Below are 13,543 nucleotides of genomic sequence, written 5' to 3'. Positions count from 1 at the left end.
TTTTCATTGAGTATAAAAGAATAGAAAAAGAAGTTGAGACAATGAATCCCAACTTCTTTTGTTTCTTAACGTGATACGCGACGGCGAGCTGCTTTTTTACGGTTTTCTTCGATGAAAGCTGCTTTTTGCTCTTCTGGTTCGATTACTTTCTTTTTAAATGCGTATACTGCACCTGCAACGGCAGCAACAGTTCCTGCGACACCTGTTACAAGACCTTTAGCGAATCCTTTAGCCATGAGTCTTCCTCCTTTATCTTCTTAATCAGCCAGCCCCCTCAAGAGGTCACATTTTTCTGACTGACCTTTTTGTGTTATAATAATAGTAACGAAAAAATGGGAATTTTTCAAGGAAAAAAGATGAAAACAAAAATAATTGTGATTGTTGGACCGACTGCTGTTGGAAAAACAGCCCTTGCCATTGAAGTGGCCAAGCGTTTTAATGGCGAAGTGGTTAGTGGAGATAGCCAGCAAGTCTATCGAGAACTTGATATTGGGACGGCTAAGGCTAGTCCAGAAGAGCAGTCAGCTGTTCCCCATCATTTAATCGATGTTAGAGAGGTAACCGAGTCTTACTCGGCTTTTGATTTTGTTTCAGAAGCTAAGATGGCTATTGAGGATATTCACAGCCGTGGCAAGCTAGCCATTATAGCCGGTGGGACTGGGCTTTATATCCAGAGCTTGCTAGAAGGTTATCACCTGGGTGGGGAGACTCCCCATGAGGAGATTTTGGCCTATCGAGCTAGTTTGGAGCCCTATTCAGATGAGGAATTAGCTCATCTGGTGGCGCAAGCAGGTCTTGAGATTCCCCAGTTTAATCGTCGTCGTGCGATGCGTGCCTTGGAAATTGCTCATTTTGGTCAGGATTTGGAAAATCAAGAGAGTCTATATGAACCGCTGATTATCTGCTTGGATGATGAACGTAGTAAACTTTATGAGCGCATCAACCACCGAGTGGATTTGATGTTTGAGGCTGGGCTTTGGGATGAGGCCAAGTGGCTTTTTGACCATTACCCTAATGTGCAGGCGGCTAAAGGAATTGGCTATAAGGAACTCTTTCCATATTTCCGTGGAGAGCAGACCTTGGAGGAAGCCAGTGAGAGTCTCAAACAGGCGACCCGTCGTTTTGCCAAGCGTCAGTTAACCTGGTTCCGTAATCGCATGCAGGTGACCTTTTATCAGATTGGAGAAGCTGGTGTGCAAGACCGCATTTTAAACCAGATAGAGGAGTTTTTAGATGATTGAAACGGAGAAAAAAGAGGAGCGAGTTCTGCTGATTGGTGTGGAATTGCAGGGCATGGACAATTTTGACCTCTCCATGGAAGAATTGGCCAGTTTAGCGAAAACGGCTGGGGCAGTCGTAGTCGATAGCTACAGACAAAAACGTGAAAAGTATGATTCCAAGACCTTCGTCGGCTCTGGTAAGTTGGAAGAGATTGCACTTATGGTGGATGCAGAAGAAATCACCACTGTCATTGTCAACAACCGTCTGACCCCACGACAAAATGTCAATCTAGAAGAAGTTCTCGGTGTTAAGGTCATTGACCGTATGCAGTTGATTTTGGATATCTTTGCCATGCGGGCTCGAAGCCATGAAGGGAAGCTCCAAGTCCACCTAGCCCAGCTCAAGTATCTCTTGCCTCGTCTGGTTGGTCAGGGGATTATGCTCAGCCGTCAGGCAGGGGGAATTGGTTCCCGTGGACCTGGTGAAAGCCAGCTGGAGTTGAACCGTCGTAGCGTTCGCAATCAAATCACGGATATAGAGCGTCAGCTCAAGGTGGTTGAGAAAAATCGGGCGACTGTCAGAGAAAAACGTCTGGAGTCCAGCACCGTTAAGATTGGTTTGATTGGTTATACCAATGCTGGGAAGTCAACTATCATGAACACCTTGACCAGTAAGACTCAGTATGAGGCTGACGAGCTCTTTGCGACTCTGGATGCGACGACTAAGAGTATTCATCTAGGGGGCAATCTTCAAGTAACTTTGACAGATACCGTGGGCTTTATCCAAGATTTGCCGACAGAGTTGGTGTCCAGTTTTAAGTCGACCTTGGAAGAAAGCAAGCATGTGGACCTTCTGGTTCATGTTATCGATGCCAGCAATCCTTACCACGAAGAGCATGAAAAAACAGTCTTGTCTATCATGAAAGACTTGGATATGGAGGATATTCCTCGCCTGACTCTTTATAATAAAGCGGATTTGGTGGAGGATTTCACGCCGACTCAAACGCCTTATGCCCTCATTTCTGCCAAGTCTGAGGATAGTCGTGAAAATTTGCAGGCTTTGTTTTTAGAGAAAATCAAGGATATTTTTGAATCTTTTACCCTGCGCGTGCCTTTTTCAAAATCCTACAAGATTCATGATTTAGAAAGTGTTGCGATTCTGGAAGAACGCGATTATCAAGATGATGGCGAAGTGATTAGAGGCTACATTTCCGAGAAAAATAAATGGAGGTTAGAAGAATTTTATGACTGATATCAAAACATTAGCTCTAAAATATGGGGGCTATACTAGTCTGGACAAGGTCTATCTAGATCAACTTCTAGCTGGTAAAACAAATCAAGAGCAGTTGGCACTGATCACTCCTCCACCTAGCGTGGTCAATGCTTACTTTGCAGAACTCTACCAGAAAAAGAGTCCTGAGGCTGCGACGGATTATTTTGCGGAACTCAGTCAGGAACTGAATCTTTACAATACTGAGCCAAGTTTCACCCTAGAAAATAAGCCTTTTATTCGACTTAATCTGTCTGGTAAATCCTTTGGTTTTTGTTATGAGAGTGAGGATCTTGGTCGGATTTTCTCTGAAAATGAGGAGAAAATCTCGGATGACTTACTCTTTGAGATTGCGCAAATTTTCCCCCATCAGCTAGTCTTTGAGGAGTCTGGCAAGATTTACATGAAGGCTGTCGGAGATGAGGAAGTTGTTAGTGTAGAGAGTCTCACAGCTTTGACGGATTTGGAAAACTTGGCTGATGGTCGCAAACGTCTCAAAGGCTACAGCCAAGAGGATTTACTGCAAGAAGCTGCTGTTTTTTCTGGCAAGCGCTATTTCCGATCGGAAAACCGCACAGCCATGTTATATATTGATTAATTAGAAAGTATCGAATGGATATTCAATTTTTAGGAACGGGGGCTGGTCAGCCCTCTAAAGCCCGCAACGTTTCAAGTCTCGCCCTGAAACTCTTGGACGAGATTAACGAAGTTTGGCTATTTGACTGTGGAGAAGGAACGCAAAATCGTATTCTGGAAACCACAATTCGACCACGTAAGGTCAGCAAAATCTTTATTACTCACCTGCATGGAGACCACATTTTTGGCTTGCCAGGATTCCTTTCTAGCCGTGCTTTTCAAGCTAATGAAGAGCAGACAGATTTGGAAATCTATGGGCCGCAAGGGATCAAGTCATTTGTCTTAACCAGCCTTCGTGTGTCAGGTTCTCGCCTGCCTTACCGTATTCATTTTCATGAGTTTGACCAAGATTCTCTAGGTAAAATCCTTGAGACCGATAAATTCACGGTGTATGCAGAGGAGTTGGATCATACTATATTCTGTGTTGGCTATCGTGTCATTCAAAAGGACTTGGAAGGAACGCTAGATGCTGAAAAACTCAAGGCGGCAGGTGTCCCATTTGGCCCACTTTTTGGGAAAATCAAAAACGGTCAGGACGTTGTTTTGGAAGACGGAACTGAAATCAAGGCAGCTGACTATATCTCAGCTCCCCGTCCAGGTAAAATTATCACTATTTTAGGAGACACTAGAAAAACGGATGCCAGTGTGCGTCTGGCTGTCAATGCCGATGTCTTAGTCCACGAGTCGACTTATGGCAAGGGTGATGAAAAAATTGCCCGCAATCATGGTCACTCAACCAACATGCAGGCAGCGGAGGTCGCAGTAGAAGCAGGTGCCAAACGCCTCCTACTCAACCATATCAGTGCTCGTTTCCTTTCAAAAGATATTAGTCAGCTCAAGAAAGACGCTGCCAGCATTTTTGAAAATGTCCATGTGGTCAAAGACTTGGAAGAAGTGGAAATCTAAAAGATTGAGAAAGGATAAGTATGCGTACTATTCTCATTACTGGCGCTAGTGGTGGTCTAGCTCAAGAAATGGTCAAACTTTTACCAGAAGACCAGCTCATCTTGCTTGGTAGAAATAAGGAAAAATTAGCCCAACTCTACGGAAACCATCCCCATGCAGAATTGATTGAAATCGATATTACCGATGATTCAGCCTTAGAAACTCTGGTAGCAGACCTCTATCTCCGTTATGGCAAGATTGATGTCTTGATAAACAACGCTGGTTACGGGATTTTTGAGGAATTTGACCAGATTTCTGACCAAGATATTCACCAGATGTTCGAGGTCAATACCTTTGCCCTGATGAATCTATCTCGACGCCTTGCGGCCCGTATGAAAGAGAGTCGAAAAGGACATATCATCAATATCGTCAGCATGGCAGGTTTAATCGCTACTGGCAAGTCCAGTCTCTACTCAGCGACCAAGTTTGCGGCTATTGGTTTTTCAAGTGCTCTGCGCCTCGAACTTATGCCCTATGGAGTCTATGTGACAACAGTCAATCCAGGTCCAATCCGAACAGGATTTTTTGACCAGGCCGACCCAGATGGAACCTATCTCCAGTCAGTTGAACGCTTCCTTTTAGAACCAGATGCAGTGGCTAAAAAGATTGTCAAGATTATAGGGAAAAACAAACGAGAACTCAATCTTCCTATTTTGTTGAACCTAGCCCATAAGTTTTATACCCTCTTTCCTAAACTTGCTGATAAGTTGGCAGGGGAAACTTTTAATTATAAGTAAAAAGAACCAATGTGCAGGTTGTTGCTAGCCTACATATTGGTTCTTATCATTTCTCAACTATCAAACTGGACTTCTTCTAGTAGATAGTCGATAAAGCGTTCGCCCATCTTAGACAGGCTGGTTTTTTCATGCTGGATATAGACCAGCTCAATTGGATCATCAATATCTAGTGGGATAGAAACGATATTGTCTCCGTTGAGGTTGCTGTTCAAAATCCCTGTTGCAATGGTATATCCATCCAGACCAATCAAGAGATTAAAGAGGGTGGCACGGTCACTAACCACAATGGATTTCTTGTGGTGCTCTTGGGAAAGGATTTCCTCTGAGAAGTAGAAAGAGTTGTGAGTTCCTTGGTCATAGCTGAGGTAAGGGAAATTCTCCAAATCAGACAGTTTGACCTTGTCTTTCTTTGCCAGAGGATTGGTCTTGCTGACAAAGATATGCGGTTGTGCGGTAAAGAGATGGTGAGCCAGCAGGTGATTGTCATCCAGCATTTTCGTTAAAACATCACGGTTGTAGCTGTTCAAAAATAGGACACCAACCTCACTACGGAAGTTCTTGACGTCGTCGATAATCTCCCAAGTACGAGTTTCACGAAGGAAGAGCTCGTATTTCTCCATATCGCTTTTCTTGAGCAGAGAGACAAAGGCATTGACTACAAAAGCATAGTGTTGAGAAGAAACGCTGAAAAGTTCGCGGTGGGCGACAGGATTTTTATAGCGTTCTTCCAGAAGCTGAGTTTGCTCGACAACCTGACGGGCATAAGAGAGAAACTCCATCCCATCACGGGTCAAGGTGATTCCCTTGGGATTGCGGATAAAGATCTCAATGCCCATTTCATTTTCCAAATCTCTCACAGCATTGGAAAGACTTGGCTGAGTGATAAAGAGTTGCTTGGCTGCCTCATTCATAGAGCCAGTTTCGACGATTTTGATAATATAGTGTAATTGTTGAATTCTCATGTTTTTATTGTACCACACTTGCCTTAGAATCGCCAAAGAAGATAGGAAAATCAGGAGTATTGTGTAAGTCTCTTCTTGAAAAAAACACAAAATTTTGCTAGAATGAGTCTTATGAAAACATTCTATGATGTGCAGCAATTCCTCAAACGATTTGGTATTATTGTTTACATGGGAAAACGCTTATATGATATTGAACTGATGAAGTTGGAACTCTCTCGGATTTACGATGCAGGGTTGATGGACAAATTAGACTATCTAGAAGCAGAAGCGGTTCTTCGCAGAGAGCACAAGCTAGAATTGGATTATATTGAGAAAAATGGAGAAAAGAACTAATGGTTACTTGGATTTTGTGGGCACTTATACTAGCAATGTTGGCATGGATGGGCTTTAACTATCTTCGTATTCGCCGTGCGGCTAAAATTGTGGACAATGAGGAGTTTGAAGCCTTGATTCGTACGGGTCAATTGATTGATTTGCGCGACCCAGCAGAATTCCACAGAAAACATATCCTTGGAGCCCGCAATATTCCTTCAAGTCAGTTGAAAACTAGTCTTGCAGCCCTTCGTAAAGACAAACCTGTCCTTCTTTACGAAAACCAACGTGCGCAACGTGTCACAAATGCAGCTCTTTACTTGAAAAAACAAGGTTTTTCTGAGATTTATATCCTTTCTTATGGCTTGGATTCTTGGAAAGGGAAAGTGAAGACTAGCTAACATTCTGTAAAAATCTGTCGAATGATAGATAAAGCTAGCATTTTATGGTATCATCATTTATATTAATTTTAAGGAGATTTTATAATATGAATTCACAAGAAAAGAAAAAACCTTCACTTATTTTAGGTATCTTATCTATCGTCCTTGGTTTGCTTTCTCCAATAGTGAGTCTGATTTTGGGGATCATAGGATTGGTTTTGGCTTTTTCATACCAAAAAGAATCTGGACTGGACTATAAAACAGAAAAAATTCTCAACATCGTAGGACTTGTAGTTTCTGTTCTTAACTGGATTCTAACAATCGCAGTAGTTTTTAGATAAGCAAAAAACAAAAAAGCTTTAAATTTAAAGCTTTTTTTATTTTATCGACTCATCTCTAAATAGTTTTTAATGATTTGTAACTCTTTTTGGTTCAAAGGGAGGTAGTTACCTTCTGCTAAATCTGGGTTCAATGTAAAGTCCCCAAATTGGATTCTCTTGAGGCTAGTCACCTTAACACCAACCGAGAGAAACATTTTCTTGATTTGATGAAATTTTCCTTCTGAAATGGTGATGGAGGCTCGACTGAGGGAAGGACTTGCTGATAGAATCTCTAGTCTTGCAGGTTTACAGACAGTGCCATCTAAAAAGACAATTCCTTTTTGAAAGGCTTGGATATGGTCAGGTGTCAGAAGTCCATTAACTTCAACTTGATAAGTTTTATCGACATGATATTGGGGATGGAGGAGCTGAAAGCCTAAGGGACCGTTATCGGTCAAGAGGAGGAGTCCCGTTGTATCTCGGTCCAGTCGGCCGACGGCATAGAGCTTGTCAGACTGGATGTCAGATGGAAGTAGGTCCATGACGGTCGGAAGTTCCTTGTCTTTGTTGGCTGTAACGACACCAGCAGGTTTATGAAGCATAAGATAGGTGTGTTCATAGCCTTGAATGATTCGATCCTGAAAAAGGAGTTCTTGTAGTCCTGTATCGATATTTTGGGCTAGGGAGTGGGCTGGGCAACCATCGACGAGAATTTCCCCTTTGAGGAGTGCTTGCTTCATGGCCTTTCGGCTAACTTTTTCTTGGGCTAATAAATTATCTAAACGCATACTGTGCCTATCTTATCATAAGTCGCTTGCTTTGAAAAGGCTTGACGTGAAAAGAAAAGCAGAGTGAAAACATTTACACTTGCTTGAATTATGTTATTTACCTGAAATTATGGTATAATCGTTCAGTTAGAAAATAAATTTTGAATATTATAGAGGAAATCATGACAAAATTAAGAGAAGATATCCGTAACATTGCGATTATCGCCCACGTTGACCACGGTAAAACAACCCTGGTTGACGAATTATTGAAACAATCAGAAACGCTTGATGCACGTACTGAATTGGCTGAGCGTGCTATGGACTCAAACGATATCGAAAAAGAGCGTGGAATTACCATCCTTGCTAAAAATACAGCCGTTGCCTATAACGGAACTCGTATCAACATCATGGATACCCCAGGACACGCGGACTTCGGTGGAGAAGTTGAGCGTATCATGAAAATGGTTGACGGTGTTGTCTTGGTCGTAGATGCCTATGAAGGAACAATGCCACAGACTCGTTTCGTATTGAAAAAAGCCTTGGAACAAGATCTTGTCCCAATCGTGGTTGTTAACAAAATCGACAAACCATCAGCTCGTCCAGCAGAAGTAGTGGACGAAGTCTTGGAACTTTTCATCGAGCTTGGTGCAGATGACGACCAGCTTGATTTCCCAGTGGTGTATGCTTCAGCGATCAACGGAACTTCTTCATTGTCGGATGATCCAGCTGACCAAGAAGCTACTATGGCACCAATCTTTGACACAATTATCGACCATATCCCAGCTCCAGTAGATAACTCAGATGAGCCTTTGCAGTTCCAAGTATCACTTTTGGATTACAATGACTTCGTTGGACGTATCGGTATCGGTCGTGTCTTCCGTGGTACTGTTAAGGTTGGGGACCAAGTTACCCTTTCTAAACTTGACGGTACAACTAAAAACTTCCGTGTTACTAAACTCTTCGGTTTCTTTGGTTTGGAACGTCGTGAAATCCAAGAAGCAAAAGCGGGTGACTTGATTGCCGTTTCTGGTATGGAAGACATCTTTGTCGGTGAAACCATCACTCCTACAGACGCAGTTGAAGCTCTTCCAATCCTACACATCGATGAGCCAACTCTTCAAATGACTTTCTTGGTTAACAACTCACCATTTGCTGGTAAAGAAGGTAAATGGGTAACTTCTCGTAAGGTGGAAGAACGTTTACAGGCAGAATTGCAAACAGACGTTTCCCTTCGTGTCGACCCAACTGACTCTCCAGATAAATGGACTGTTTCAGGACGTGGAGAATTGCACTTGTCAATCCTTATCGAAACAATGCGTCGTGAGGGATATGAACTTCAAGTATCTCGTCCAGAAGTTATCGTAAAAGAAATCGACGGTGTCAAATGCGAACCATTTGAACGTGTACAAATCGACACTCCAGAAGAATACCAAGGGTCTGTTATCCAAAGCCTTTCTGAACGTAAGGGTGAAATGTTGGATATGATTTCAACTGGTAATGGTCAAACTCGTTTGGTCTTCCTTGTTCCAGCGCGTGGTTTGATCGGATACTCAACTGAGTTCTTGTCAATGACTCGTGGTTACGGTATCATGAACCATACCTTTGACCAATACTTGCCATTGATTTCAGGTGAAATTGGTGGTCGTCACCGAGGTGCCCTTGTTTCTATTGATGCTGGTAAGGCTACAACTTACTCAATCATGTCTATTGAAGAACGTGGTACAATCTTTGTCAACCCAGGTACTGAAGTTTACGAAGGAATGATCATCGGTGAAAACTCTCGTGAAAATGACTTGACAGTTAACATCACGAAGGCAAAACAAATGACCAACGTTCGTTCAGCTACTAAGGACCAAACAGCTGTAATCAAGACACCTCGTATCTTGACACTTGAAGAGTCTCTTGAGTTCTTGAACGACGATGAGTACATGGAAGTAACGCCTGAGTCTATCCGTTTGCGTAAACAAATCCTTAACAAGGCAGAGCGTGAGAAAGCTAACAAGAAGAAAAAATCAGCTGAATAAGAGCTAGAAAGAGAGAAAGATGGTCTATTTAGTCCTAGGGATTTTACTGCTCCTACTCTATGTATTTGCGACACCAGAAAGCATTAAAGGGACAGTCAATATCGTCGCTATGGTATGTATTTTAGTGGCACTCTTGGTTTTGTTGGCTCTATCTTTTCTGAAAATTTTTCAATTACCAACAGAAATATTCCTAGCAATAGCCATGTTAATCCTAGCTTACTTTAGTGTGAGAGACATCACACTCATGCCAGTCAAAAAAAGTAAAAGAAGATAAAAAAGAGAGTTTCGGCTCTCTTTTTTTGGTAGGAATTTTACAATAGTTTGAATTGCTTTTTAGTTAACATCATCACTTTTGCTTGGATAATATGAATGGGAAAAACTGGAATAAAATTCGTTAATGACATCTATTTTATATTTGGTTAGTACTGGTTGCATATTATTTTGAAATAAAACTACTATATAATATTATTCATATAGGTAACATAAAAACATTATTCATATAGTTGATATAGTAAAATATCTAAAAAATTCGATTTTTTCCTTGACAACAAATAATAAAAATGCTATTCTTATTATATAAGAAATCGGTTTCAAAAAAGAGAGAATAGGATTTATTTTGTTGCATTGTTGCTCAGGGTGTGCTTTTTTGAAAGGAAAAATAAAATGAAAACGAAAAAACATAGATTACTTGCTCTAGCTCTTATTTCAAGCTTTACATTATTGGGAGCTGCATCAGCTGCTGTACAATATCCAGATGGAGGAGTATGGACATATGGAGAAGGTTCAGGAGGTGGTTGGGCTTTTTCAAATTACTATCATGGTAAAAAATATCATTCTTCTTCTCTTGTAAGTAAATGGGATAGTCATTCAGATAAAGGAACAGCAGTTGCAGGGAAAACTTCAGAGGCTTGGATTTGGACTAAATTTGGGGAACAAGTAGCATTTTACTATGACTATGACTAATATTTAGTTTTCTTAGATAATTCCCCTTGTAAGAAATTACAGTGGGGAATTTTGTTTACAAGGAGTCTACTATGAAGAAACTATTCATATTACTATCAACTTTTGTTCTCAGCTTCTTCCTTGCTTGGATTATTGTCTTACGTGCGCCACAATATTTATATGCAAGCTATGATTCCGTTACTTTACTTCGTGTCAAAAAGGATACTCAGGAACCGACGCGTGAGGTATTTGAACAGGAATTGGAGAATTTTGCAAACTCAGAACAGAGTTTAATATCTAGAAGAATTGTAGAGCCGAGTAAGGATGGGACGACTCACTTTACTTATGCAACTTATGGTCAGGGAACTTTACCAAAAGAATTCCAAGAAGCTAGCCAAGAAAGTCGTGAACGTAGTGATCCGCTAAATAGTTATCTCCTTTTGTCAGGCTCCTTGACGAAAGAAAAGCTTGCCGATAAATTAGGAGATTTGGGTTATAAAGCAATTGCTGACCGAAAGACACCTCCCTATTCTCTTGCTTTTCGAATGTTACTAAATCCACTTATTTTAATTAGTTTAGCAATATTTGGCTTATCTTTCTTTGCTTTAGTGATTATCACTCGGATTAAGGAAATGAGAGCAGCAGGTATAAAACTCTTTTCTGGTCAGACTCTCTTATCCATTATGGGGCATTCTTTATCGACTGATATCAAGTGGCTCCTTCTATCAGCCCTCCTTTCCTTCCTAGGTGGGGGAGTCGTTCTTTTTAGTCAAGGTTTGTTTTATCCTATCTTGTTAGCCACCTATGGTTTTGGGATTAGTTTCTATCTGTTGTTTTTATTGGCGATTTCAATTTTACTAATGCTTCTTTATCTAATGAGTTTGAGTTACAAAGCATTAGTTCCTGTTATTAAGGGGAGATTACCCCTTAAACGCTTGATGGCTTTAACCCTATTGTGTCAGTTAGTAGCTGTTTTTACAGTGGGATACGCTGTTAAGACAGGCTTGACGTCTTACCAACGATTGAAAGAACTTGAAATTTCAAAACAAGCGTGGAAGGACAGAGCAGACTATTATCAAATTTCTTTTGGCTTAGGTGATAGAGGAAAAGATACAGAAAATCAGAGCAAGTGGTATGCCTTTGCCAAGGAAGCAATCGAAGAAGAACAGGCTCTATTTGTAAAAGATAATCTCATTCATTTTGCAAATCCTCAAGGAAAAAATGAACAGGGAGAGACACTGGATACCTATAGTCCAGATGCTAATGTTCTCTATGTCAGCCCAAGTTATTTGGACAAGGAAAAGGTCGTGGTAGATGCTGAGACCAAACAGAAGTTAGTCCATCTTCAAAAAGGAGAATTTGGACTCTTACTACCAGAATCTCTTCGTTCACAGGAAGCAGAACTTAAGAAAGCTTTTGAAGAAAGTTTGAACTATTACGGGCAATCAAGTGAGGAGGCAAGTGCTCCTTTAGAGTATGAAATGAGAGCGATTATTAGCTATCTTCCAACTGGAGAAAAGCGATTTGTTTATAATAACGGTGAAAGCCCAGTATCCATTCAGTACTTAACCGATCCGATTTTAGTTGTATTTACTCCAACATCTACAGGTGATAGTTTCATTTCAAAATATGTTTGGTCTATCAATGCTGGAAAACAACTTTTTATCAAAGGATATGAGAGTGGGCTAGAACTCTTGAAGAAAGCTGGAATTTATGAGCAAGTATCTTATCTTAAAGAAGGAAGAAGTGTTTATCTAACTCGTTATAATGAAGTTCAAACTGAAACAGCAACTTTAATCCTAGGAGCTATTGTTGGAATAGCTAGTTCCTTGTTACTCTTTTATTCTGTCAATCTTCTATATTTCGAGCAATTCCGCCGAGATATTCTGATTAAACGAATTTCAGGTTTACGATTTTTTGAAACACATGCTCAGTATATGGTTAGTCAATTTGCCAGTTTTGTATTTGGTGCTAGTTTCTTTATTTTAAGCAGTCGAGACTTGGTGATTGGCTTGCTCACTTTATTCGTCTTTCTAGCTAGTGCAGTTTTGACGCTTTACCGTCAAGCGCAGAAAGAATCTCGTGTTTCTATGACAATTATGAAAGGAAAATAGGATGATTGAACTAAAGAATATATCTAAAAAATTTGGAAGCCGTCAGCTATTTTCAGATACGAATCTTCATTTTGAAGGTGGGAAAATTTATGCCTTAATCGGTACAAGTGGCTGTGGTAAGACAACACTCTTGAATATGATTGGACGATTAGAGTCATATGACAAAGGGCAAATTATCTATGATGGCACCTCTCTTAAGGACATCAAGCCTTCTGTTTTCTTTAGAGATTACTTAGGATATCTATTTCAAGATTTTGGCTTAATTGAAAGCCAAACCGTCAAAGAGAACCTCAATCTGGGTTTAGTTGGTAAAAAGTTGAAAGAAAAAGAGAAAATCTCTTTGATGAAACAAGCTCTAAACCGTGTTAACCTCTCTTATTTGGATTTAAAGCAACCTATCTTTGAATTATCAGGAGGAGAAGCACAACGTGTTGCACTAGCGAAGATAATTTTAAAGGATCCACCTTTGATTCTGGCAGATGAACCAACCGCTTCCTTAGACCCCAAAAACTCTGAGGAATTACTTTCTATCCTAGAATCTTTAAAAAATCCGAATCGGACCATTATTATTGCGACCCACAATCCTCTGATTTGGGAGCAAGTGGACCAAGTTATTCGAGTTACCGATTTATCACATAGATGATATGGTAAGATTCATACTCAATGAAAATCAAAAAGCAAACTAGGAAGCTAGCCGCTGGATGCTCAAAGTACAGCTTTGAGGATGTGGATAGAACTAACGAAGTCAGCTCAAAACCCTGTTTTGAGGGTGTGGATAGAACTGACGAAGTCAGCTCAAAAAACTGATTTGAGGTTGTGGATAGATCTGACGAAGTCAGACACCATACCTATGGCGAGTCAACGATGATGTGGTTTACAGGGATTATCACAGGTGATTAGGACAAAAAAAACGG

At 40.7% G+C, this 13,543-nt stretch carries 16 protein-coding genes; 13 read left to right on the top strand and 3 right to left on the bottom strand.

Annotated elements, in window-relative coordinates; all coding sequences use genetic code 11:
* Positions 1–65: 65 nt before the first annotated feature.
* Positions 66–236, bottom strand: coding sequence for a DUF3042 family protein (locus HT736_RS09685; protein ID WP_001051780.1), 171 nt, complete (start codon positions 234–236; stop codon positions 66–68).
* Positions 237–356: 120 nt separating this feature from the next.
* On the opposite strand from HT736_RS09685, the gene miaA reads away from it, so the two are divergent.
* From miaA to HT736_RS09660, 5 genes are read left to right on the top strand one after another with little or no spacing between them, the layout of a single operon-like run.
* Positions 357–1,241 (top strand): tRNA (adenosine(37)-N6)-dimethylallyltransferase MiaA, encoded by an 885-nt coding sequence (miaA, locus tag HT736_RS09680; protein ID WP_084573331.1) that lies wholly within the window; start codon positions 357–359, stop codon positions 1,239–1,241.
* Entirely contained in the window at positions 1,234–2,472 is a 1,239-nt protein-coding gene (gene hflX, locus HT736_RS09675) for a GTPase HflX (RefSeq protein WP_172923287.1), read from the top strand. Before miaA ends, hflX begins: the two co-directional genes overlap by 8 nt.
* Positions 2,465–3,088: a cystathionine beta-lyase gene (locus HT736_RS09670; protein WP_172923288.1), complete on the top strand. Its 624-nt coding sequence runs from the start codon at positions 2,465–2,467 to the stop codon at positions 3,086–3,088. Before hflX ends, HT736_RS09670 begins: the two co-directional genes overlap by 8 nt.
* 14 nt (positions 3,089–3,102) lie before the next feature.
* The gene (gene rnz / locus HT736_RS09665; protein ID WP_172923289.1) at positions 3,103–4,032 is read left to right on the top strand and encodes a ribonuclease Z; all 930 of its coding nucleotides are present in this window, start codon (positions 3,103–3,105) and stop codon (positions 4,030–4,032) included.
* A gap of 20 nt (positions 4,033–4,052) precedes the next feature.
* Positions 4,053–4,808, top strand: a complete 756-nt coding sequence (locus HT736_RS09660; protein ID WP_172930990.1) for an SDR family oxidoreductase — start codon at positions 4,053–4,055, stop codon at positions 4,806–4,808.
* A gap of 53 nt (positions 4,809–4,861) precedes the next feature.
* On the opposite strand, the gene HT736_RS09655 is transcribed toward HT736_RS09660, so the two are convergent.
* A complete protein-coding gene (locus HT736_RS09655) occupies positions 4,862–5,770 on the bottom strand; it encodes a LysR family transcriptional regulator (protein ID WP_001222592.1) in 909 nt (302 codons plus the stop codon).
* Between the two features lie 102 nt (positions 5,771–5,872).
* On the opposite strand from HT736_RS09655, the gene HT736_RS09650 reads away from it, so the two are divergent.
* The 3 genes from HT736_RS09650 (at position 5,873) to HT736_RS09640 (ending at position 6,803) form a co-directional block, all read left to right on the top strand.
* On the top strand, positions 5,873–6,103 hold the full coding sequence (locus HT736_RS09650; RefSeq protein ID WP_050585076.1) for a YqgQ family protein: 231 nt from the start codon (positions 5,873–5,875) through the stop codon (positions 6,101–6,103).
* A complete protein-coding gene (locus tag HT736_RS09645) occupies positions 6,103–6,483 on the top strand; it encodes a rhodanese-like domain-containing protein (RefSeq protein ID WP_000259256.1) in 381 nt (126 codons plus the stop codon). Before HT736_RS09650 ends, HT736_RS09645 begins: the two co-directional genes overlap by 1 nt.
* 86 nt (positions 6,484–6,569) lie before the next feature.
* A complete protein-coding gene (locus tag HT736_RS09640; RefSeq protein WP_001088017.1) occupies positions 6,570–6,803 on the top strand; it encodes a hypothetical protein in 234 nt (77 codons plus the stop codon).
* A 41-nt stretch (positions 6,804–6,844) separates the two neighbouring features.
* On the opposite strand, the gene HT736_RS09635 is transcribed toward HT736_RS09640, so the two are convergent.
* The gene (locus HT736_RS09635; protein ID WP_172921855.1) at positions 6,845–7,570 is read right to left on the bottom strand and encodes a 16S rRNA pseudouridine(516) synthase; all 726 of its coding nucleotides are present in this window, start codon (positions 7,568–7,570) and stop codon (positions 6,845–6,847) included.
* A gap of 161 nt (positions 7,571–7,731) precedes the next feature.
* Between HT736_RS09635 and typA the strand changes: the two genes are divergently transcribed.
* The 5 genes from typA to HT736_RS09610 all read left to right on the top strand — a co-directional run bounded on the left by typA (position 7,732) and on the right by HT736_RS09610 (position 13,272).
* The gene (typA, locus tag HT736_RS09630) at positions 7,732–9,573 is read left to right on the top strand and encodes a translational GTPase TypA (RefSeq protein ID WP_069289080.1); all 1,842 of its coding nucleotides are present in this window, start codon (positions 7,732–7,734) and stop codon (positions 9,571–9,573) included.
* 19 nt (positions 9,574–9,592) lie between these two features.
* Positions 9,593–9,847 (top strand): DUF3165 family protein, encoded by a 255-nt coding sequence (locus HT736_RS09625; protein WP_000262803.1) that lies wholly within the window; start codon positions 9,593–9,595, stop codon positions 9,845–9,847.
* 389 nt (positions 9,848–10,236) lie between these two features.
* Positions 10,237–10,536, top strand: a complete 300-nt coding sequence (locus HT736_RS09620; RefSeq protein WP_000850382.1) for a lactococcin 972 family bacteriocin — start codon at positions 10,237–10,239, stop codon at positions 10,534–10,536.
* A 71-nt stretch (positions 10,537–10,607) separates the two neighbouring features.
* Positions 10,608–12,629 (top strand): bacteriocin-associated integral membrane family protein, encoded by a 2,022-nt coding sequence (locus HT736_RS09615; protein WP_138701640.1) that lies wholly within the window; start codon positions 10,608–10,610, stop codon positions 12,627–12,629.
* Between the two features lies 1 nt (position 12,630).
* On the top strand, positions 12,631–13,272 hold the full coding sequence (locus HT736_RS09610; RefSeq protein ID WP_050208755.1) for an ABC transporter ATP-binding protein: 642 nt from the start codon (positions 12,631–12,633) through the stop codon (positions 13,270–13,272).
* Positions 13,273–13,543: the final 271 nt, after the last annotated feature.

The sequence above is a fragment of the Streptococcus sp. 339 genome (assembly GCF_013277285.1).
In the GTDB taxonomy this organism is placed as follows: Bacteria; Bacillota; Bacilli; order Lactobacillales; family Streptococcaceae; genus Streptococcus; species Streptococcus pseudopneumoniae.
This window is presented reverse-complemented; position numbering and strand designations above follow the sequence as displayed.

Bases quoted from the DNA above. Each gene is read 5' to 3' on its own strand.
- typA (WP_069289080.1), top strand. From the start codon at position 7,732: ATGACAAAATTAAGAGAAGATATCCGTAACATTGCGATTATCGCCCAC.
- HT736_RS09620 (WP_000850382.1), top strand. From the start codon at position 10,237: ATGAAAACGAAAAAACATAGATTACTTGCTCTAGCTCTTATTTCAAGC.
- HT736_RS09670 (WP_172923288.1), top strand. From the start codon at position 2,465: ATGACTGATATCAAAACATTAGCTCTAAAATATGGGGGCTATACTAGT.
- HT736_RS09610 (WP_050208755.1), top strand. From the start codon at position 12,631: ATGATTGAACTAAAGAATATATCTAAAAAATTTGGAAGCCGTCAGCTA.
- HT736_RS09685 (WP_001051780.1), bottom strand. From the start codon at position 236: ATGGCTAAAGGATTCGCTAAAGGTCTTGTAACAGGTGTCGCAGGAACT.
- HT736_RS09625 (WP_000262803.1), top strand. From the start codon at position 9,593: ATGGTCTATTTAGTCCTAGGGATTTTACTGCTCCTACTCTATGTATTT.
- HT736_RS09615 (WP_138701640.1), top strand. From the start codon at position 10,608: ATGAAGAAACTATTCATATTACTATCAACTTTTGTTCTCAGCTTCTTC.
- HT736_RS09645 (WP_000259256.1), top strand. From the start codon at position 6,103: ATGGTTACTTGGATTTTGTGGGCACTTATACTAGCAATGTTGGCATGG.
- hflX (WP_172923287.1), top strand. From the start codon at position 1,234: ATGATTGAAACGGAGAAAAAAGAGGAGCGAGTTCTGCTGATTGGTGTG.
- HT736_RS09660 (WP_172930990.1), top strand. From the start codon at position 4,053: ATGCGTACTATTCTCATTACTGGCGCTAGTGGTGGTCTAGCTCAAGAA.
- rnz (WP_172923289.1), top strand. From the start codon at position 3,103: ATGGATATTCAATTTTTAGGAACGGGGGCTGGTCAGCCCTCTAAAGCC.
- HT736_RS09655 (WP_001222592.1), bottom strand. From the start codon at position 5,770: ATGAGAATTCAACAATTACACTATATTATCAAAATCGTCGAAACTGGC.
- miaA (WP_084573331.1), top strand. From the start codon at position 357: ATGAAAACAAAAATAATTGTGATTGTTGGACCGACTGCTGTTGGAAAA.
- HT736_RS09635 (WP_172921855.1), bottom strand. From the start codon at position 7,570: ATGCGTTTAGATAATTTATTAGCCCAAGAAAAAGTTAGCCGAAAGGCC.
- HT736_RS09650 (WP_050585076.1), top strand. From the start codon at position 5,873: ATGAGTCTTATGAAAACATTCTATGATGTGCAGCAATTCCTCAAACGA.
- HT736_RS09640 (WP_001088017.1), top strand. From the start codon at position 6,570: ATGAATTCACAAGAAAAGAAAAAACCTTCACTTATTTTAGGTATCTTA.